The sequence below is a fragment of the Chryseobacterium sp. MMS23-Vi53 genome, from assembly GCF_047651245.1.
Lineage (GTDB): Bacteria > Bacteroidota > Bacteroidia > Flavobacteriales > Weeksellaceae > Chryseobacterium.
Genome location: NZ_CP180265.1, coordinates 754,825 through 775,271, shown reverse-complemented (window position 1 = coordinate 775,271; position 20,447 = coordinate 754,825). Strand labels below are relative to the sequence as shown.

Here is a 20,447-nt window from a genome sequence, read left to right as displayed (position 1 = left end):
AGATAATCTTACAAAACATGATAAAAATTCGCAGGAATCTTTTGTCTTTGTTAATTGTCATGAATCGAGTGGCTCATATAATGTAAGTCACACTCGTTACAATAAAATTCGCGCAGATTTTTTGGCTTCATTAGAATTGTTGGCGTTTTTCAGAGAAGTTTTTGGCATCTGATCTTGGATTTCGAAGTCGATTGATATTTCAAACAATCTCTTCAAATACGCAAGAGTCCATTATATGGAGGTTTTTGCTGACACAGCGAGATGTCTTTAGCTCCGTCAGAAATTATTAAAAAATAATTCATAACTAATTTTTTCTTAGAGGAAGTCTATGGAAAGGTAGAATTTCTTTTAATTTTAATTATTTCAATATCAGAACAGGTTGATTTACATTCTGATAAATTCCTTCCGAAATACTTCTGCTTGTCAAAAAATACAAAAAGCTATGTTTTCCGGGCAATGCAATAATGAGGTCGGTGTTGTTGGACGCAGCAAAATTCAAAATGCCATTAATGATATTTTTGTCATAAGAATAGTGAATGGTATTCGGTATTTCGGTCAAATTCTGCTGGATATATTCTTCGAGCTGTTTCTTTTTTTCATCACTGCTATCCGTATTTTCTTTGGTATGAATATTCAAAAGCATTAGCTGAACATCCTGCCGCTGAATGATAGATTTATGGTGAAATAACCGGTCTAGCTTTGCAATACTATTGATGTCGCAGGGAATAAGAATATCTTTAATTTTACTGTAATTGTAACCATTTGGAACGATTAAGGTTTTCACAGGACTTGTTCTTGTTATGCTGATAATGTTTTCGGAAACAAAACTATCACCTGAAACAGCCTGATCGTCGCTGCCCAAAACAATTAGTTCAACAGATGTATTATTTTTAATGATTTCATTAATACTTCTTGTGAGTGTCCAATTGCTGAATTCCTTTGTAACTGTTATTTCAGGAAATTTTTCAGTAATGATTTGGCTTAAATTATTTAATAGAGATTCTGTTTTTTTTAGTAAATTATTAATGCTTTCCTCATTTACAAACGAATGCCCTTCTGCCATATGAAGATAATCAAATTCAGATTCTTCGGAAGTTTTTAAAAGAATAATGTGTTGATATTCATATTGTTTTGCCCACTCTGCGGCTGTTCTTACCGCATTTTCTGTTGTGGATGTAAAATCTACAGGTATTAGTATTGTTCTCATATTCAATAATTTACTCAATTAATCCAGATTTGAAGTCATTTTTCTTACCAAAAGAAGAGCATTTTTAATCTCAGTTTCAGAAATATCATCGGCTGCTTTTCCGTAAAGTTCCAACGCCCATGGATAAACAGTTTCTACGATTTTTTTTCCTTTATCAGTAAGAAAAATTTGTTTATTTCTACGGTCGTTTTCATTCTCTATGCGCTTCACCAATTCACGTTTCACAAGACAATTGATAAGATAAGTTATGCTCGATTTGTCTTTGCTTACCTTATTTCCGATTTCCTGTTGATTGATGCCGTCTGTGCGAGAAAGAAGTCCCAGAATTTCTATCAGTTCAAAAGAAAGATCTGGCTCATATTCATTTATTTTTGCCTGAATCTTCTGACGCAAACGATTCTTCATTTCACCCATTGCCAAGCCTAATTCTAAAGCTAATTCTGAAATTGTATTTTGTTTTGATGGCATTTTGAGTGGATTTAAGCTTCTATCAAATATACTGAAATTAGTTTTAATTTAAACTAATTTTTAATGAAAAATATTCATTTAAAATTTTCCATTTCATTTGGAATAAATTTTTCATTGTATTGATTTTCACTTAAATTAATGCATTAATTATGAAAAAGTACAATAAAAAAACATTTCCAGTTGAAGAGGTAAGACGTTTTCTGGAACCTTCACCAACAGTTTTGTTAACATCAAAATACAAAGAAGAACAGAATGTAATGACAATGGGTTGGTACACGATTATGGAGTTTGTGCCCTCATTAATAGGTTGCATGATCTCTGGCGGAAATCATAGTTTTGAATTGATTAAAAAAAGTAAAGAATGTGTCATTAATATTCCAACAATTGAGCTTTCGAAAACAGTGGTTGAAATTGGAAATTGCAATGGTTCAGAAATAGATAAATTTGAAAAATTCGATCTCGAATATGAAAGTGGTAATATTGTAAAGGCTCCGTTGCTCACAAATTGTTATGCGAATTTTGAATGCAAATTATATGATGATAAATTAATAAAAAATTACAATTTTTTTATTTTTGAGATTGTAAAAGCGCGCGTTGCAACGTCTCCAAAATATCCTAAAACCATTCAATACAGAGGAGATAGTCATTTTGTTGAGTCTGGCAAGAATTTTATTATTCCATCTTTAAAATAGTGAAATACTCAACTAAAGAATCTTAATGATAATTGATACCATTTGAAATTAGAATTTAAAACTATCGTCAAACACACTTTACTGACTGGTCAATGGCAAAAATATGACACTATTTCTCATTCCAGACCAAGCAGTAGAGTGAGTGATGTTAAAATAAGGGATTATGCCCCAAACAACATTTCTTTTATTCCCGTCCTGAATTTTTCGTCTCCACCTTCAAGTCTTTGCGCATATAGTGATTTTGCATCTTCTCCACAAATATATCTTAGCTTATTGTTACCGTCTGTTACAGCTTCAAATACTACTTCTGCAATTTGCTCAGGGGAAGAAGCTTGAGCAGGATTATTGACAACGTTTAAAAATTTGCCTAATAATTCGTCATAATCGGGGTGAGATGTCAATACAGTTCTTTCGGCTCCGTTGGTTGCTACCAATCCCGGTTCAATATTTTTCATCATAATACCAAATTTTTCCAGCTCGAAGGATAAACTTTCGCTCCAGCCTTCCAATGCCCATTTACTCGCATCATACATAGAACTGAAAGGGAAAGCCATAATTCCTGCCGAAGAAGTCATGGTAATAAAAGTGCCAGCTCGCTTTTGTTTAAAATAAGGAATGAAAGCCTGTGTAACACGCACTGTACCAAAGAAATTAGTTTCCATTAATTGTACAAGCTGCTCATCGGTCGTAGTTTCCAAAGGACCCAGTAAGGCGTAACCGGCGTTGTTGAAAACCACATCGATATTTCCAAGACTTATAGCTTTTTGAACAGTTTCTTTTATCTGGTTAATATTAGTTACATCTAAAGGCAGTAATGTAATGTTCTCAAGTACAGTTAATTCTGTCTCGTTTTCGGGTTTGCGCATGGTGGCAATTACTTTCCATCCTTTTTCTGCAAAAAATTTAGCTGTTGCTTTACCGATTCCTGATGAAGCTCCGGTAATGAATATTGTTTTTGTCATTGTATGATATTTTTTTATCGGATCAAAAGTATCGGATATTAACTATATATTTGCTATGGATTACCTTTAGGAAAGTAACTATTATGCAAACATCAAATTGTAAAAAAACAGTACTCGATACTGAAAGAATATTGGCTCTAAGAGATGCCATCACCTTGCTGAGTGGAAAATGGAAATTCTGTATTTTGCTTAATTTATATAATTCCGGAACGATGCGCTTTAAAGATTTGCAGGAGTCTTCTAATGGAATTACTCCAAAAGTTTTATCTAAAGAATTGCAAGAATTGGAAGATAATTTACTGATTACAAGAACAGTTAATAATACAAAACCTGTTACGGTTTCATACGCCCTTACAGAACACGCCGTTGAAACACAGGCTATTATCGAATCATTAATTGAATTTGGCTTAAAGCACAGAAAAAAAATCAAAGAAAAATAAATAAATATGAAGACAGAAAATTTACTGAAGCAGATCACTTTTATTAAAGAGATTGATAAATTAAAATACATTCAAAGAAGAACCAAACTTTTCAATAGCGACAGACACGAAAATGATGCAGAACACAGTTGGCATTTGGCAATGATGACTTTGATTTTGGCTGAACATTCCGATAAGCTGATTGATGTTTTGAAAGTGGTAAAAATGGTTCTGATTCACGATTTGGTGGAAATCGATGCAGGCGATACTTTTATTTATGACACCACAAAAAATCATACCAATACAGAGGAAGAATTGTTGGCTGCAAAACGTATTTTCGGATTGTTGCCCGAATCTCAGGCTCAGGAATTTATCGCCGTTTGGGAAGAGTTTGAAGATGGAATTACGGATGAAGCCAAATTTGCCCGTACAATGGACAGATTCGAACCACTGCTTCAAAACACAAGCAATAATGGCGGAACGTGGGCAGAATTTGATGTCGATTATCAAACCGTTTACAACAAGAAAAAAGCTATCGCAAATGGTTCCTCTTCCATCTGGAAATACGCAGAAAACCTTTTAAATGAAAGTGTGGAGAAAGGTATTTTAAAGAAAAAATAAGCTTAATCTAATAAGTTTTTAAACTTCCTCAATTCGCCTACAAACATCTGCGGTTAGCCTACAAAACTATGTCTGAAGCATCCTACCTTTGCTATATAAAACAAAACATTTATTAAAATGACACAGCAAAATAGAGTATGGTTTATTACCGGAGCATCAAGAGGTTTCGGAAGAGTTTGGACAGAAGCTGCACTAGAACGCGGCGATAAGGTTGTTGCAACCGCAAGAAAATTAGAAAGCATTTCTGTGCTTAATGAAAAGTACGGAGACAATGTTCTTACTTTAGAATTAGACGTTACCAATCCTAATCAGGTGAAAGAAGTCGTGAAAAAAGCCCACCAACATTTCGGAAAGCTAGATATTGTACTAAATAACGCAGGATATTCTTTGGTTGGAACGATTGAAGAAGCCAATCCCGAAGAAATTCGCGCTTTGTATGAAACAAATATTTTAGGACCTGTAAGTGTGGTTCAGGCTGCGTTGCCGATTCTTCGTGAGCAGGGTTACGGACACATTTTGGGAACTTCCAGCAATTTGGGACACGTTACATTACCTGTTATCGGATATTACAGTTCGTCTAAATGGGCGTTTGAAGCGATTTATGAAAGTTTAGCCTTAGAAGTAAAACAATTTGGAATTAAAGTTACGATCATCGAACCTGGAGCTTATGCCACTGAATTTGGAAGTCAGGAATCTCTTAAATTTTCCGAAGGAATGGACGTTTATAATGATTTTAAAGCTGAATTTTTTCAGGGGCTTCAAAAATTGGAAAGAGGCAATCCGGAAGCTACTCCACAAGCACTTTTCAAAATGGTTGATTCTGAAAATCCACCGTTGAGATTTAACTTAGGAAGCAATAATCTTGAATGGACTAAATCTGTTTATGCCGAAAGAATCGCTCTTTGGGAAGAATGGGATGAAGTTTCAAAATCTGCACAAGGCGAATCTAAATAATTACAAACGAAAACCGGTTATCATTTTATAATCGGTTTTTCTTATCTTTATTAAGTCATTATGAAAAAAGAAGATAACACTCCACAAAGATTTGAATCACTTACTGATGCGCATCGGTTTTTTAATATGCCGCAGCCGAAGCATCCACTCATCAGTTTGTTGAACGGAGCCAATAATGCAACTGTTTTGGAAACGCTTCCCCACCGTCATGTTCTGAGTTTTTATAAAATTTCCTACAAACCCAAATTGGGAGGAAAAATAGAATACGGACAAGATTATTATGATTTTGATGAAGGTGGTTTGCTGTTTGCAGCTCCCGGTCAGATCATTGGAGGAAAGGGTGGAAGTGATACGGCATGTTCGCAGTATTCGCTGTTAATTCATCCGGATTTCTTTTTGGGATATCCGTTGGCAAAGAAAATTAAGCAGTATGGTTTTTTCTCATATTCGATTAAAGAAACTTTGCATTTGTCTGAGGAAGAGAAAGATACTATTCTGTCTATTTTTAATTTTATTGAATCTGAATTAAACGGAAGAATAGACGATTTCAGCCATGATGTAATGATTTCTCAGATAGAATTATTGTTGAATTACGCCAATCGTTTTTACAAGCGGCAGTTCATCACCCGAAAAGCATCCAACAACGATCTTCTGCAAAAATTTGAAACGATATTGAATGCTTATTTTGATGATGAAGTTTCGTTAAATAAAGGCATTCCAACCGTAAGTTATCTTGCCGAAAACCTGAATCTCTCCCCAAGTTATCTAAGCGATATGCTTCGTTCGTTAACAGGACAAAGTACACAACAACACATTCATGAAAGGCTGATAAATAAAGCTAAAGAAATGCTTTCCACAACCAATTTATCGGTGGGTGAAGTGGCTTATGCTTTGGGATTCGAACATTCACAGTCGTTTAGCCAATTATTCAAAACAAAGACCAATCTTTCTCCATTAGAATTTAGAAAATCTTTTAATTGATTAAATTTCTATATAAAATACAAACCGCACCTGAAAAAGATGCGGTTTTTTTATCTAAAATAATTTGAATTTTAATGGTTTAACGAATCATAGTCTTTATTTCAAGATATTCTTCCAAACCAATCGCTCCGTTTTCTCTTCCAATTCCCGAATTTTTATACCCTCCAAAAGGAGCCAAAGGATCGTGTTTTAAAGTATTAATTAAAACTCTTCCAGCTTTCAATTCTTTTGCAATTTCATTCGCATGATCAGGATTTTCTGAACTTACATAAGCCATCAAACCATATTCAGAATCGTTTGCCATTTCAGTTGCTTCTGCCTCATTACGATAAGAAATTACCGATAAAACAGGTCCAAAAATTTCCTCTCTTGCAATTCTCATATCATTTGTAACATTCATAAAAACAGTTGGTTTTACATAATATCCTTCATTTAAATTTTCCGGAAGTCCAAATCCGCCAACAATAAGTTCCGCGCCTTCATCCAAACCAATTTGAATGTATTGTTGAATACGATCGTACTGCTTTTTATTCGCCAAAGGACCTAATTTAAAATCACCTTCTCTCGGATCTCCAACCGTGAAATCTTCCGCAAATTTGATAAGTAATTTTTTCGCTTCCTCAATTTTTGATTCAGGAATAAAAAGTCTTGTTCCTGCAACACAAGCTTGTCCGCTATTCATAAATGCAGCCTGAAGTGCCATTGGAATAGCAGTCTGTAGATTTGCATCATCTAAAATAATATTGGCAGATTTTCCACCCAATTCAAGTGTTACTCTTTTCATCGTGTCAACCGCTTGTTTAGCCATAATTTTTCCGACTAAAGTTGAACCCGTAAAAGAAATTTTAGTCACTTCTTTACTTTTCATAATAGCCTCTGAAATTACATCACCACGACCATTCACCATATTGACAACCCCTTTTGGAAGACCTGCAGCATCGATACATTCCATGATAATTTCGGCTTGCCACGGACAAAATTCGCTCGGTTTTAAAACAATGGTACAACCTGCAGCCAGCGCAGCGGCAACTTTCAATGCGATTGCTCCTGCAGTCGCATTCCACGGAGTGAATAATGCGGAAACTCCGATTGGTTCCATTACTACTGTTGATTCATTGACTTTGAAAGTGAAATTGTAATCTTTAAGAACTTTAATTTCATCCAAAAATGTTGTGGCGGCAATCAAATTTGCCCATTTTGCGCGTTCTCTGGATGCACCATATTCCAAAATAGTTGCTTCCATTAAATCATCAATTCTTTTAAGAATTTCATCATGAATGGATTGAAGATAAACGCAACGTTGTTCCACTGTCGTTTTGCTGTAATCGATAAGAGCCTCGGAAGCTGCTTTTATGGCAAGTTCAGCATCTGTTTGATCTGCATAGATGATTTTTGCGATTGGTTTTTCATTTAACGGGCTGATAATTTCCTGTAATTCTGTTCCGTGAGGTTGGGTAAATTTCCCGTTGATATAAACACTTTGTATTGTTCTCATTTTTTTAACTTTTTGATACCACAAAGTAACAGCGAAAATGAGCCGATGTATTTTGTTTAAAAGTTCATTTTTACTTTGTAAAAAAGCTCATTTTATTGTGTGAAGTTTTAATATTTTTTCATGATTTTTAACATGAGAATATTTATGAATACCACGAAATAATAAGAAAAGAATTACGTTCGTTAGAGTAAATAATAAATTAAAATAAAGTAAATCAGTAGCTTTTATGGATGTTTTAATATGTTTTTTTTATTAAAATAAAATTCAATTATAATAATGGTTTTCATGATAATTGAATATTAAATCTTCATTTGATGAATTAATTATTGTCTTTAAAAGCCTTCTGATGCTTAAAAATTAATAACTTTACCCTGTAAATTATTCAAATGCAGATACAATCTTTAAAGCGTGCCGGTTCTATGGCCGCGATTTGTTTTAGTTCATTTCTTTTTGCACAACAAAAGTACGCAGTAAGCGGAACGGTAAAAGACCAAAAAAATGGAGAATTGCTGATTGGTGTGACGGTGAAAGTGGCCGAAGATCCCACCGTTTCAGTGGTTGCCAACGAATATGGTTTTTATTCTCTTTCGCTTCCGAAAGGTTCTTATACTTTGATTGTTTCCAATCCGGGATTTAAAGATTTTCAGCAAATCATCAATGTTGAAAATAATCTCAGGCAAGATCTACAGCTAAGTCAGCAAGACGATGAAAAGACGGCGAAAATTGAAGAAGTCGTTATTTCCGGAATCAAGAAAGATAAAAACCTGACTTCCGCTCAGATGGGAACGGAGACTTTAAGCATTAAAAACATAGAAAAACTTCCGGTTTTATTTGGTGAAAAAGATGTAATGAAAACAATCCAGCTTTTACCCGGAATTAAGAGTAACGGTGAAGGAAGTAGCGGATTCAGCGTGAGGGGAGGAGCAACCGACCAAAATCTGATTTTACTTGATGAGGCAGCGGTTTATAATGCATCGCATCTGCTTGGTTTTTTCAGTACTTTTAATAGCGATGCGCTGAAAGATGCAAGTATTATTAAAGGAAATAGTCCGGCTCAATACGGTGGAAGACTTTCTTCGGTTTTGGATGTGAAAATGAAAGACGGAAATAATAAAGACTACAACGTAAACGGAGGAATCGGTTTGATTAGCAGTAGATTGAGTGTTGAAGGTCCGATTCAAAAGGAAAAATCGTCGTTTATTGTGTCGGGAAGAAGGACGTATGCAGATTTATTTTTGAAAGCTACGGATGATTTTAAAGACAGTAAATTATATTTTTATGATTTAAATTTAAAAGCCAATTATCAGATTAATGACAATAACAGATTGTATTTATCCGGATATTTTGGAAGAGATGTTTTAGGATTGGGAGATACTTTTTCTACAGATTGGGGAAATACAACGGCTACTTTACGCTGGAATAGTATTATCAGTAGTAAATTATTCTCCAATACTTCATTAATTTACAGCAACTACAATTATAATGTAAGTTTAAGCAGCAACAATAATACCTTCGGACTCGATTCTCAGATTGAAGACTGGAATCTGAAACAGGATTTTTCTTGGTTTGCAGGAAATAAGCATTCTGTGAAGTTTGGTTTGCAGTCTGTTTATCATACGATTACGCCAAGTAGTGCTTCAGGAACAAGTGTGAGCAGTTTTCCGAGAAACCCGAGATATTCTTGGGAAAATGCTTTATATATGAATGATGATTTTAAAGCAACTGAAAAATTAACTATTAATTATGGTTTAAGACTTTCTCTCTTCAGCGTTTTGGGTGGAGATACTTTCAATATATATGAAAATGGTGTTCTTACCGATTCGGAATTTTTAGAAAAAGGAAAATTTGGAAAAACGTATGTGAATCTTGAACCGAGAATTACAGCCAATTATCGTTTAAATGAAGTTAGCAGCATCAAAGGAGGATATTCCAGAAACACACAGAATTTACATTTATTGAGCAACAGCGGAAGCGGGAATCCTACCGATCAGTGGATTGGAAGCAGCTATACCGTAAAGCCCGAAATTGCAGATCAGATAAGTTTGGGATACAGCCACAATTTTAGCAATAATAATTATGAATTGAATGCAGAGATTTATTACAAATCCATGCAAAATCAGATTGATTATAAAAACGGAGCGCAAATTTCTTTTGATACAGCCGCAGATGTGGAAAGCGAACTGTTATTTGGAAAAGGAAGAGCTTACGGTTTGGAATTAATCGCGAAAAAGAAAAGCGGAAAACTAACGGGTTGGATTTCTTATACTTTGTCTAAAACAGAGAGAAAAATCAACGGAATTAATGATAATGAATGGTATAATGCAAGACAGGATAAAACGCACGATCTTTCGATTGTTGCTACATATCAGTTGAATCCAAAATGGTCTTTTTCTGGATTATTCCTTTACAGTACAGGAAATGCAGTAACTTTCCCAACCGGAAAATATGAGCTGAACGGACAAACCATTTTCCAATACAGCAGCCGAAACGCTGACAGAATGCCTGCTTATCACAGAATGGATTTGAGTGCAACGTATGAACCGAGTATCAATTCAAATAAGCGTTTCAAGGGTTCTTGGTCATTCGGAATTTACAATGTTTATGGTCGTGAGAATGCCTACACAATTAATTTCGAAGACAATCCGGATAAGCCGGGAACAACACGAGCTGTGCAGACATCATTGTTTCGTTGGGTACCAAACATCACTTATAATTTCAAATTTTAATTCATGAAAAATTTATTTTTAATCATATTATCACTGTTTTTAGTCACTTCATGCGAAAAAGAAATAGATCTGGATTTGGCGGATGAAAGCGGGAAAATCGTCATCGAAGGAAATGTAACCGATCAAGCGGGACCTTACTATGTGAAAATCACAAAATCTGTTGCTTTTACGGAAGCCAATCAGTATCCCGCGATTGAAAATGCACAGGTTGTTTTAAGTGATAATACCGGACAGACTGAAACTTTGCAATATGTAGGAAACGGAACGTATAAAACCTCAACTTTTGTTGGACAGTCGGGGAGAACGTACACTTTGAAAATCAATGCAGATGGACAACAATATTCTGCACAGAGTACAATGCCAGAAGCTGTTTCTTTTGACGGACTGGATCAGGATTCCTTCATGGTTGGAGGCGAAACAAGTTACACACTCTTACCTGTTTTTAATGATCCTTCACCTCTGGGAAATCGCTATCTTTTTGTGTATACAGTGAACAATAATCCGAAGAAATTTTTCTCAGAATTTTCCGATAATGTAAACAATGGCTTACCAAACCAAAGACCTCTGTTGCTTCCAAATGACGATGGTGATGCGGACGATGTAAAAGTAGTTGTAGGAGATACCATTCATGTAGAAATGCAGTGTATCGACAACAATGTGTACACTTTTTATTCGGCTCTTTTACAGCTTTCGGATGGTGGTCCCGGAGGAGGAGTTACTCCGACGAATCCACCGAGTAACATCAGCAATGGAGCGTTGGGTTATTTCTCTGCGCACACGGTGAGAACGAAAAGTGTCGTTATTCAATAATATCGATTTTATATTAAAATACCCCTAAGAAGTTGATGCTTTTAGGGGTATTTTGTTTTTAAATTTAATTAAAATCAATTATTTTTTAATGATTTTTTCCTGATAATTTTTACCTTCTGAATTTATATTTAAAAAGTAAACTCCTGCCGGAAGTCCGGAGATATCAATCGATCCCGATTCACTCATTTTTGGATGAGAAATACTTTTACCACTTACATCCGATAATTCTATTTTTTCAATTTTTTGTTTTGAATTCAATTTTAGATGTACAAAATCTGAACTTGGATTTGGATATATTTTGATGAAATTATTCGCAACTTTTTGTTCGCCAGTAGATAATGTTTGAGCATTAAAAAATAACAGCATTCCGGCAACGCCCATGTTGGAATAAGGAACATTGATTGTTCCGTTCTCCGAAACCGTACTTCCTGTGAGAATAAAATTATTATTACCCATTTTTAGCAACGAATCATTGTATCCTGCATAGTCATTGCTGTTGCCGCCAATCATTCTTCCCCACCTTTTTTCTCCTGTTCCATCCAGACCGATGATCCAGATATCTACCCATCCTTCATTGGGACTAGGGTCTGTAAAATTAGTAGTTTGTGATTGCCCTGCAACAATATAATTGCCATCATCTGTCTGAATGATAGAAGTAGGCTCATCATCGTTACTTCCAATGTAAGTTTTGTCCCAAAGCAAATTTCCGTTTCCATCTGTTTTTACAACACGATAATTTGCTCCGGTAGAATTGCTTACGGCAAGAATTTCGTTGCTTCCGGCAAGAGCAAAACCTCCGTCTGAAGTTTTCGTCATACTTTTGGCAAAATTATATCTTGAGTTTGGAATATTGTAAGCCTTTTTCCAAATAGGATCTCCTGTATCATTTTGAAGTTTAAAAAGGAAAAACTGCTCAACTCCATTTCCGTTGGGAAGTAAATTCAGAAAATCACCATCATAGGAAGCAGTACTTCCAAAAGCCGCAATGTTTCCGTCGTCTGTTACTTTAATAGCCTGAATATAATCCGGTTTGTTGGTGTATCCTCCAAAAACCTTAGACCAGACAAGTATTCCCGAAGCATCAGTTTTAAAAATCCATGCATTTGCTCCGCCAAAAGTATGGGCGGGAACATCATCGTTGTTCGAGTTTGTTTGTCCTGCAGCAACGATGCTTCCATCTTGCAGTTCAACAATATCAAACATTTTTTCAGCACTTGTTCCGCCATAGTTTTTTCGCCAGATAAGATTTCCGCTTTGATCTACTTTAATAAGAATGGCTTCATTGCCTTTTGAAAATTCTTCAGTAACTGTTCCATAGCCCAGAATTACAAAATTATTATCCTGTGTCTGAATGATGGAAACCGGAGTATAACTTTGTCCATAATCTACCAGTTTTTTCCAAAGTAAATTGCCGGTAAGATCCCACTTTGTTAAAAGAGCACGATTGTTTCCCATATTGCTAGGTCTGTGCCAACTTAATGAGAGAAGGGAATTGTCATTTGTTTTAATAGTTTTATAAGCATAATTCACATAATTTTCTCCAAAATATTTGATTTGGGTCCAGGAGAAATTTTGAGATTTATAAAATATTCCTACTAATAATAAAAGTAAAAAAGTAGATTTCTTCTTCATGGTAATTTTTTTTGTCAAAAATATAAAAACATTTATAATTTTTTGTTTAAACGTTTATTAAGTAAAATATTTCTTTTGTTATTTAAAGGATGCTCAAAAAATAATAAGTTGCAATTATCTCTCTAAAATGAGAATAATAACAGGTTACTACAGGATAGCTGAATTTTTCTATAAGTATACTTTTATAAAACAAACACTTTTTAAAATTAATTTTTTAATAAAGTTTTGATTCGAAAAATGAAAGTATATAACGTAATGGTAATTTTTTTTAACAATTAATAACCGCTAAATGAAAAATAAAATATTAACGCTTGGTCTTCTAGCCGCCACCACAGGTTTTATTTTCGCACAGGAAAAACAGTCTGCCAAGGCAAAGGACAGTATAAAAAGTTCTAAGGATAAAACGAAAGATATTGAGGAAGTAGTGATTATCGCCTATGGAACTCAGAAAAAAGGGGAGGTTACAGGTGCTGTAGGAAGAGTAAGTGCAGAAAGTTTCAAAAGCCGTCCGATTGCAAGAGTAGATCAGGCTTTGACGGGACAGATTGCCGGTGTGAAAACTCGTTCTACAACAGGGAAACCAGGTGAGCCATTGGAAATTCGAGTTCGTGGAACGGCTTCTATTTCGGCAAGCAATTCTCCCGTTTATGTAGTCGACGGAATGGTTGTAGACGATATGGCAAATATTTCATCAGATGATGTGCAATCGATTGAAGTTCTGAAAGATGCAGCATCTACAGCGATGTATGGATCGAGAGGCTCTAATGGAGTTGTAATTGTAACGACAAAAAAAGGCGTTTCTGGAAAGCCGTCATTCAGTTTTTCACAATATTACGGAGTTCAGACGATTGAAAAAAAACTGGACATTATGAATAGTGCAGAATGGATTGACTATGCGACTGAAGCCATCAATAAGAAATGGGTAGCTTTAGCACCGGGAAATTCTGCCTCAGATAGTTATGCGGTGAGAGCAAATTATTTTGGTTTAGCAAATGCAACCGATTATAATTTAGCCAATATCAATTACATGATCGATCCGAGATGGGGAACAAATCAGGTGGCAAATATCGATTGGCAAGATCAGTTTTATCGTCCTGCTGCAATCCAAAGTTATCAGTTGGCGGTACGTGGCGGAAGTCAGAATGTAAAATATATGATTTCAGGTGCGTATTTTGATCAGGATGGCTTGGCGATTAATACAGGCTTTAACAGATTTAATTTGAGTGCGGTTATCGACGTTAATCTTTCCGATAAATGGAAAGCGGGAATTTCATTAAGACCAAGTTATTCTCAAAGTTATGGGGCGACTGTTGATGGAAAGGATAATTTAGCCCACAAAATGCTTTCGATGGTTCCCGTTGCGGAGGTGGGAGCTGGACTTTATACCAATTTCTGGAAAAATACACGATACAGATGGGCAGGTTCTACACAAAGTCCAATTGGTGTGATGGAAAATACAACAAACGACACCAATGAATTCAGACTATTGTCGAGTTTATACGTTTCTTACGACATTTTACCGAATTTAAATTTAAAACTTTCCGGAGGAGCAACGAATAATTTTAATATTAATAATGGGTATACGCCAACTTTTGATTTAATTACCAATATACCGGGACAAGTGAGTATCGCGAGCCGCAGAACGGTAAATTACAACAGATACTTGGGTGAAGGTTTATTGAGCTATAAAAAAACTTTCGGGGAATCTCACAGTGTAAATGCCATTGCAGGTTACAGTGCAGAGAATTACAGAACGACAACTCAATACAACCGAAATAAAGGCTTCCCAAATGATGATTTAAAAACATTCAATTTTACGCAGTCTGCATCGGTTCTGAATTCGGAATATACCGCTTCGGAATGGATGCTGGTTTCGATGTTTGGTCGTGTAAACTACGATTATCAAAAGAAATATATGTTGTCGGCGAGTATTCGTAGAGATGGTTCTTCAAGATTTGGATGGAACAATCTTTGGGGAACTTTTGCTGCATTTGGAGCAGGTTGGAAAGTCGATCAGGAAAATTTTTTGAAGGATGTAAAATGGCTGAACAATCTTAAATTGAGATATAGTTGGGGTGAAAATGGGAACAACTCAATCGGAGAATATAGAGCATTCGGAACACTTTCGGGCGGAAATTATTCTTTTGGAGGAAATTTATCGAATGGTTTAATACCCAACACAATTCCCAATCCGGATTTAACCTGGGAAAAAACTCGATCATCCGATTTTGGTTTGGAATTAGGCTTATTCAACAGAATAGATTTTACGGCAGATTATTACGTTAAAAAAACAAACGACCTGCTTTTAGAACAACCCATTGCTGCAGTAAGTGGCTATACAACAATGTGGAAAAATGTAGGGTCGGTTCAGAATAAAGGTTTGGAATTGGATTTAAGTACAAAAAATTTAGTCGGACAATTTAGATGGAATACTTCCGCGAATATTGCTTTTAATAAAAATAAAGTACTTCAATTAGGAGCGGATAATGCACCAATCTACACAGGTTTCAGCAGCAGCACGAATATTATTCAAGTCGGTCAGGAACTGAATTCATTCTATCTTTACGAAGCAATAGGCGTGTTGTCTTCGGCTGATATTGCTAACTCAAACGTAGCTAAAACCGTTGGTGCAATTGCAGGAGATGTAAAATACAGAGACGTAAATGGTGATGGTAAAATCGATGAAAATGACCGCCACATCATCGGAGGTCCGACTCCTGATTATTATTGGGGTTTCACCAATACTTTTTCTTATAAAAACTGGGATCTTTCGATCTTTTTTCAAGGGCAAAAAGGAGGTTACAGTTATGCTTTGCTAGGTCGCGCAATCGATCGCACAGGAATGGGAACAACAACAAACGTAATGGGAAATTGGGCAAACCGTTGGCGTTCGGATGAAGATCCGGGAGATGGAAAAACACCAAGACTGGACGGAACAACAGGAAGTTTATTGGATACTCGATGGTTATATGATGCAACGTATATTCAACTTAAAAATATAACATTGGGTTATAATTTTTCACAGGATATGGCAAGTAAACTTAAAATTTCTAATCTTAGAATTTACGTAAGCTTAGAAAATGTCTGGAGAAAAGACCATTACTATGGCGGTTACAATCCAGAATCTGTACAATCGGACGGAACAGATTACGGAGCTTATCCCAATGCAAAAGTATATATGATGGGCTTAAACTTTAATTTCTAAAAATTTAAAAATGAAAACAACCTACAATAAAAATATTAAAACCTTCGGAAAAACATTGGCTGTAGCAGCATTCTTATTTGTAATGGCGAGTTGTGAAAAAGATCTGATGCTTGAACCTGAAAATAATATTACCCAAACTTCTTTCTATACGACAGAATTGCAGATTCAACAGGCATTATCTGGTGTTTATTCGGGAATGATAAATTCATCTTCAAGAGGTGGTTTTGATGTCAATTTTTACCTATTGGCTTCCGAAGTCCGTTCCAATAATTTTAATGCTATTTCACAAAACGGAAACAGAGATTATTACGCGATCAACCGTTTTCAGGACACATCTTCCACCGAGGAAGTGGAGGTTCTTTGGGAAGACGCTTATCAGATGATTTCTTATGCGAATAATATTTTGGCAAGAATAGATGCAGTACCTTTCAATGATTCTGCGGTGAAAGAACAATACCGTTCAGAAACTCGTTTTTTAAGAGCTTACGCTTATTTCGAATTGATGCGAAACTTCGGGAAAGTTCCTCTGGTAGACCATCCTGTGAGTCCTGAAGAAGCTGCTTCGATTCAAAGAACGGATTTGGCAACACTTTATAATTTTATTACTTCTGAAATTGAAGCTTCTGTTGCAGGGTTAAAAGATACATACAATGCAGCCAATAAAGGCAGAATCACAAAATCAGCTGCTCATGCGATGTTGGGAAGAATTTATTTAACTGGTTTTGGATATCCACTTAATAACAGTTCGTATTTACAAAAGGCAAAAGATCATTTGTACGCTGTCATTCAGGTTGAGGGGCAGTATGTTACATTTGCTCCTAATTATGCAGATTTATTTAAAAGTGTAAATGATAATAAATACAATCTTTTTGAAATTCAACATATTAGCGGAGGTTTGTCGCAAGGTTCTTATTTGCCGAGCTATGTTTCGCCGACTTTTGGAACAGCCGATCCTTTGTACAATGCACAGGGAAGTTTGTTCAGTTCTAGTGAGCTGGGAGTTTCTCAATCTTTAATTAATTCTTATGAAACAGGAGATTTAAGAAAAGCAGTTACGCTTAAAACTCAATTTATTGCACAGAACGGACAACCGGATTTTGCTAATTATTTCATTAAATTCCGTGAAGCGGGAGTGGTTTTGACAAACCGTTACGATTGGCCGATCAACTTTCCAATCATTCGTTATGAAGATGTTTTGTTGATGTATGCTGAGGTTTTAAATTATCAGGGAAATACAAGTGGAGCGGTTCCGTATTTGAACAGAACTCGCCAAAGAGCAGGGTTAACTCCAATTTCTACATCAATTTCCAGCACAGATTTCACAACTGCACTTCGTAAAGAAAGAAGATCTGAGTTTGCAGGGGAAGGCGTTTACTGGCACGATCTGGTACGTTGGAATATTGCGGTATCTGTTATCAATCAGGCTGCTGCGGATCTTAATTATAATTATACGATCACTACAAATGATTACCTGTATCAAATTCCTTTGTCGCAGATTCAGGTGGCTGGATATGAGCAGAATCCTTAAGAATATTTTAAATTATTTTTATAAAATAGCTGTAAAATTTTACAGCTATTTTTTTATAATTATTTTTTCTTTCTCAATTTAAGTTTACTATTGGAAAAAGAAGAATTTTCCATTTTTCTTATAACTTCTTCTATAAATGTAAAAAATGTAGTTCTTGTTTTTTCATGAGGAAGCAATGCAGAATTTTGAATATACTTACTAAGGAAAATAGTAAAGTTGTATTTTTCCATAAATTCGGAACAACCTTCTTCCAATACAAAAGCCACTTTTCCGTCCTTCGAAATGATATTTTCATACAAATTATTGAATGATCTGAACTGCCCCGTCACAGAAAAAATTATGACTAAGTTGTTGTTGCTCAATAAGTCATTAATTGCCGTTTCGTGCGCAACTGCCCAAACCGGCACATCGGAAATGCTTCTTAGTTTGTACTCAAAATACTGCCCTACAATAAATGATGGACCATATCCAAATAAAATAATCTTCTCAAATTTTTGAAGATATTGGATAAAATGATCGATGATTTCTGGATTAAAATCTTCTAAAAACTTATTTAAACGCTCTTTTTCATCTGAAATTACAGTGAAGGCTTTCCCACTTATAAAAGCAGAATATTCTTTATAATTTTTGAATCCTAGCTTATGTACAAATTTCGAGATTTTAGAAGGAGAACAATTGCACAGCTCTGCAGCTTCGGTGATAGATAATGCATCGTTTTGCCTTATTTCCTGAAATAAAGTTGAATAAATATTTTTCTCCAGTGGATTGAGCAAATCTTTATTGATGATGTACATGTCTCTAAATAATTTTCCGTAAAAATATCACATTTCATTTAAATTAAAGTCTTTCATTTTTATCTATTTTTTCTTTTACTGAATTTTTCTGTTTTGTTGCTGTATTTTTTTAGAAAATTATCTTTTTATCCGTGCTTAAAGGTGTTTTTTGTTAATTGATTTTTGTTTTAAACTTATATTTTTTTGATTTTAACAGATTTTAAGTGTTTAAAATTTTAATCAATTATGCTTAAAAATATTTTTTTTATTCAGTATTTGGATTGTTATTATAAATTATTTTCCAAATTTAGTCTAATTTTTAAATTAAATGGAAAATTATTTTTATTAAAAGAAAATTTTATATAAGTTTGTTACATCACGGAAGTGAAAGATATTACTCTTGTATATTATAATAATCTGATATAGTATAAATTAATATAGTTAATGATGAAGAACGTACAACAGAAAAGCGGAATCAACGCTAAGGAAAATTTTGAAATTTTAAACGATTTACATAGGCTTCTACAAGAAGATCAGATCAATATCAATCCGGATGATCTTTATGAAGCTTCAGCGGATCGTTATAAAAAATATGCTAAAGCAAAAAAAGTGCTTGATGTTCCTCAGCCAATCGCGATTGTTTATCCGAAATTAGCAGATGAAGTTTCTGAAATTTTAAGATATAGTAATGCTTGTGGAATCAATATCATTCCTCGAAGTGGAAGAACAGCTACAGAAGGGGGACTTGAAAACTGGAAAGAGCAGACTTTGGTTGTTGATGGAAAAAACTTTAACAAAATCATTAAAGTTGATCCTTACAATTTACAGGTAACTGCACAATCGGGAGTTACTTTGCAGGAGCTTGAAGATGAGGTAAGAAAACATGGTTTTACTACAGGTCATTCTCCTCAGTCTAAGCCGGTTGCGCAAATGGGAGGTTTGGTTTCTACAAGAAGTATTGGGCAATTTTCTACGTTGTACGGAGCGATTGAAGATATGGTTGTAGGATTGGAATGTGTATTTCCAGACGGTCATGTTTCGAGGATTAAAAATGTACCGAGAAGAGCGGGAGGTCCAGATATCAGACATATTGCGATCGGAAATGAAGGAACTTTATGCTACATCACGGAAGTTACAGTGAAATTATTCAAGTTTTTCCCTGAAAACAATCGTTTCTTCGGATATTTAATAGAAGATGTAGATACCGGAATTAAGATTCTAAGAGAAGTGATGGCAAACGGATACAGACCTTCGGTCGCTCGTGTTTATTCTGAAGAAGATGCTGCACAACATTTTAGTCATTTTTACAAAAATAAATGTGTACTAATCTACATGGCAGAAGGAAATGAGCATATGGTAAAAGCAACCTGCGCAGGAATAGAAGAAGCCGTATCTAAATTTGAAACAGGAATTGTAGAAAAAGTAGATGATGCGTTAATCGAAAACTGGTTCAATCATCTTAACTGGACTCAGCAAAGAATTGATGATGAAATACAAGATATGGTGACTAAAAATTCTCACGACGGATTTACAACAGAAATTTCTGCAGATTGGGAAAATGTTACTGATATTTATTATAATGTAATCAACAGAATCAGAAAAGAATTCCCAAGAAGTCAGGATCTTACGATGCTTGGAGGGCACTCTTCTCACAGCTACATCAACGGTACCAATATGTATTTTGTTTACAATTACAACATCAACTGCGAGCCTGAAGATGAAATGAGACTTTACCATCACCCGATTCAGACGATTATCGTTGAAGAAACTTTAAAACTAGGAGGTTCTATGTGCCACCATCATGGTATAGGAAAGTACAGAAACGAATGGACTAAAGAAGAACACGGAAGCGCATACTATATGCTGGAAAAGCTGAAAACAGCATTCGATCCAAACGGAATTATGAATTTCGGAACCATTTTTCCTCAAGCTGAAGGAGAGAAATATCAAAAATAATAGTAATCTTTAAATCGG

General features: G+C 35.1%; 16 protein-coding genes. 10 read left to right on the top strand and 6 right to left on the bottom strand.

What is annotated here, in order from left to right:
• Positions 1–358 precede the first annotated feature (358 nt).
• Complete coding sequence (locus tag ACKX2A_RS03520) at positions 359–1,207, bottom strand: hypothetical protein (RefSeq protein ID WP_415327654.1); 849 nt, start codon at positions 1,205–1,207, stop codon at positions 359–361.
• Between the two features lie 18 nt (positions 1,208–1,225).
• Positions 1,226–1,675, bottom strand: a complete 450-nt coding sequence (locus ACKX2A_RS03515) for a MarR family winged helix-turn-helix transcriptional regulator (protein WP_415327653.1) — start codon at positions 1,673–1,675, stop codon at positions 1,226–1,228.
• A gap of 149 nt (positions 1,676–1,824) precedes the next feature.
• On the opposite strand from ACKX2A_RS03515, the gene ACKX2A_RS03510 reads away from it, so the two are divergent.
• Positions 1,825–2,367: a flavin reductase family protein gene (locus tag ACKX2A_RS03510; RefSeq protein WP_415327652.1), complete on the top strand. Its 543-nt coding sequence runs from the start codon at positions 1,825–1,827 to the stop codon at positions 2,365–2,367.
• Positions 2,368–2,528: 161 nt separating this feature from the next.
• Here ACKX2A_RS03510 and ACKX2A_RS03505 read toward each other — a convergent pair whose 3' ends face one another.
• On the bottom strand, positions 2,529–3,329 hold the full coding sequence (locus tag ACKX2A_RS03505) for an SDR family oxidoreductase (protein ID WP_415327651.1): 801 nt from the start codon (positions 3,327–3,329) through the stop codon (positions 2,529–2,531).
• Positions 3,330–3,412: 83 nt separating this feature from the next.
• Between ACKX2A_RS03505 and ACKX2A_RS03500 the strand changes: the two genes are divergently transcribed.
• The 4 genes from ACKX2A_RS03500 to ACKX2A_RS03485 all read left to right on the top strand — a co-directional run bounded on the left by ACKX2A_RS03500 (position 3,413) and on the right by ACKX2A_RS03485 (position 6,304).
• Positions 3,413–3,769 (top strand): winged helix-turn-helix transcriptional regulator, encoded by a 357-nt coding sequence (locus ACKX2A_RS03500; protein ID WP_415327650.1) that lies wholly within the window; start codon positions 3,413–3,415, stop codon positions 3,767–3,769.
• 6 nt (positions 3,770–3,775) lie between these two features.
• On the top strand, positions 3,776–4,369 hold the full coding sequence (locus ACKX2A_RS03495) for an HD domain-containing protein (RefSeq protein WP_415327649.1): 594 nt from the start codon (positions 3,776–3,778) through the stop codon (positions 4,367–4,369).
• Between the two features lie 117 nt (positions 4,370–4,486).
• The gene (locus ACKX2A_RS03490; RefSeq protein WP_415327648.1) at positions 4,487–5,323 is read left to right on the top strand and encodes an SDR family NAD(P)-dependent oxidoreductase; all 837 of its coding nucleotides are present in this window, start codon (positions 4,487–4,489) and stop codon (positions 5,321–5,323) included.
• 60 nt (positions 5,324–5,383) lie between these two features.
• On the top strand, positions 5,384–6,304 hold the full coding sequence (locus tag ACKX2A_RS03485; RefSeq protein ID WP_415327647.1) for a helix-turn-helix domain-containing protein: 921 nt from the start codon (positions 5,384–5,386) through the stop codon (positions 6,302–6,304).
• 79 nt (positions 6,305–6,383) lie between these two features.
• On the opposite strand, the gene ACKX2A_RS03480 is transcribed toward ACKX2A_RS03485, so the two are convergent.
• Positions 6,384–7,799, bottom strand: a complete 1,416-nt coding sequence (locus ACKX2A_RS03480; protein WP_415327646.1) for an aldehyde dehydrogenase family protein — start codon at positions 7,797–7,799, stop codon at positions 6,384–6,386.
• A 386-nt stretch (positions 7,800–8,185) separates the two neighbouring features.
• Between ACKX2A_RS03480 and ACKX2A_RS03475 the strand changes: the two genes are divergently transcribed.
• Positions 8,186–10,525: a TonB-dependent receptor gene (locus ACKX2A_RS03475; protein ID WP_415327645.1), complete on the top strand. Its 2,340-nt coding sequence runs from the start codon at positions 8,186–8,188 to the stop codon at positions 10,523–10,525.
• Positions 10,526–10,528: 3 nt separating this feature from the next.
• The gene (locus ACKX2A_RS03470) at positions 10,529–11,335 is read left to right on the top strand and encodes a DUF4249 domain-containing protein (protein ID WP_415327644.1); all 807 of its coding nucleotides are present in this window, start codon (positions 10,529–10,531) and stop codon (positions 11,333–11,335) included.
• Positions 11,336–11,413: 78 nt separating this feature from the next.
• Here ACKX2A_RS03470 and ACKX2A_RS03465 read toward each other — a convergent pair whose 3' ends face one another.
• Positions 11,414–12,967 (bottom strand): T9SS type A sorting domain-containing protein, encoded by a 1,554-nt coding sequence (locus tag ACKX2A_RS03465; protein WP_415327643.1) that lies wholly within the window; start codon positions 12,965–12,967, stop codon positions 11,414–11,416.
• Positions 12,968–13,256: 289 nt separating this feature from the next.
• Here ACKX2A_RS03465 and ACKX2A_RS03460 point away from each other — a divergent pair, with 289 nt between their 5' ends.
• Both ACKX2A_RS03460 and ACKX2A_RS03455 read left to right on the top strand, forming a co-directional pair.
• Positions 13,257–16,172 (top strand): SusC/RagA family TonB-linked outer membrane protein, encoded by a 2,916-nt coding sequence (locus ACKX2A_RS03460; protein ID WP_415327642.1) that lies wholly within the window; start codon positions 13,257–13,259, stop codon positions 16,170–16,172.
• Between the two features lie 10 nt (positions 16,173–16,182).
• The gene (locus ACKX2A_RS03455) at positions 16,183–17,700 is read left to right on the top strand and encodes a RagB/SusD family nutrient uptake outer membrane protein (RefSeq protein WP_415327641.1); all 1,518 of its coding nucleotides are present in this window, start codon (positions 16,183–16,185) and stop codon (positions 17,698–17,700) included.
• A gap of 59 nt (positions 17,701–17,759) precedes the next feature.
• On the opposite strand, the gene ACKX2A_RS03450 is transcribed toward ACKX2A_RS03455, so the two are convergent.
• A complete protein-coding gene (locus tag ACKX2A_RS03450; RefSeq protein WP_415327640.1) occupies positions 17,760–18,494 on the bottom strand; it encodes a MurR/RpiR family transcriptional regulator in 735 nt (244 codons plus the stop codon).
• A gap of 423 nt (positions 18,495–18,917) precedes the next feature.
• Here ACKX2A_RS03450 and ACKX2A_RS03445 point away from each other — a divergent pair, with 423 nt between their 5' ends.
• Positions 18,918–20,429, top strand: coding sequence for an FAD-binding oxidoreductase (locus ACKX2A_RS03445; protein WP_415327639.1), 1,512 nt, complete (start codon positions 18,918–18,920; stop codon positions 20,427–20,429).
• The last annotated feature ends 18 nt before the right edge of the window (positions 20,430–20,447 follow it).

Coding starts and splice junctions, on each gene's coding strand:
- ACKX2A_RS03520 (WP_415327654.1), bottom strand. CDS start 1,207: ATGAGAACAATACTAATACCTGTAGATTTTACATCCACAACAGAAAAT.
- ACKX2A_RS03515 (WP_415327653.1), bottom strand. CDS start 1,675: ATGCCATCAAAACAAAATACAATTTCAGAATTAGCTTTAGAATTAGGC.
- ACKX2A_RS03510 (WP_415327652.1), top strand. CDS start 1,825: ATGAAAAAGTACAATAAAAAAACATTTCCAGTTGAAGAGGTAAGACGT.
- ACKX2A_RS03505 (WP_415327651.1), bottom strand. CDS start 3,329: ATGACAAAAACAATATTCATTACCGGAGCTTCATCAGGAATCGGTAAA.
- ACKX2A_RS03500 (WP_415327650.1), top strand. CDS start 3,413: ATGCAAACATCAAATTGTAAAAAAACAGTACTCGATACTGAAAGAATA.
- ACKX2A_RS03495 (WP_415327649.1), top strand. CDS start 3,776: ATGAAGACAGAAAATTTACTGAAGCAGATCACTTTTATTAAAGAGATT.
- ACKX2A_RS03490 (WP_415327648.1), top strand. CDS start 4,487: ATGACACAGCAAAATAGAGTATGGTTTATTACCGGAGCATCAAGAGGT.
- ACKX2A_RS03485 (WP_415327647.1), top strand. CDS start 5,384: ATGAAAAAAGAAGATAACACTCCACAAAGATTTGAATCACTTACTGAT.
- ACKX2A_RS03480 (WP_415327646.1), bottom strand. CDS start 7,799: ATGAGAACAATACAAAGTGTTTATATCAACGGGAAATTTACCCAACCT.
- ACKX2A_RS03475 (WP_415327645.1), top strand. CDS start 8,186: ATGCAGATACAATCTTTAAAGCGTGCCGGTTCTATGGCCGCGATTTGT.
- ACKX2A_RS03470 (WP_415327644.1), top strand. CDS start 10,529: ATGAAAAATTTATTTTTAATCATATTATCACTGTTTTTAGTCACTTCA.
- ACKX2A_RS03465 (WP_415327643.1), bottom strand. CDS start 12,967: ATGAAGAAGAAATCTACTTTTTTACTTTTATTATTAGTAGGAATATTT.
- ACKX2A_RS03460 (WP_415327642.1), top strand. CDS start 13,257: ATGAAAAATAAAATATTAACGCTTGGTCTTCTAGCCGCCACCACAGGT.
- ACKX2A_RS03455 (WP_415327641.1), top strand. CDS start 16,183: ATGAAAACAACCTACAATAAAAATATTAAAACCTTCGGAAAAACATTG.
- ACKX2A_RS03450 (WP_415327640.1), bottom strand. CDS start 18,494: ATGTACATCATCAATAAAGATTTGCTCAATCCACTGGAGAAAAATATT.
- ACKX2A_RS03445 (WP_415327639.1), top strand. CDS start 18,918: ATGATGAAGAACGTACAACAGAAAAGCGGAATCAACGCTAAGGAAAAT.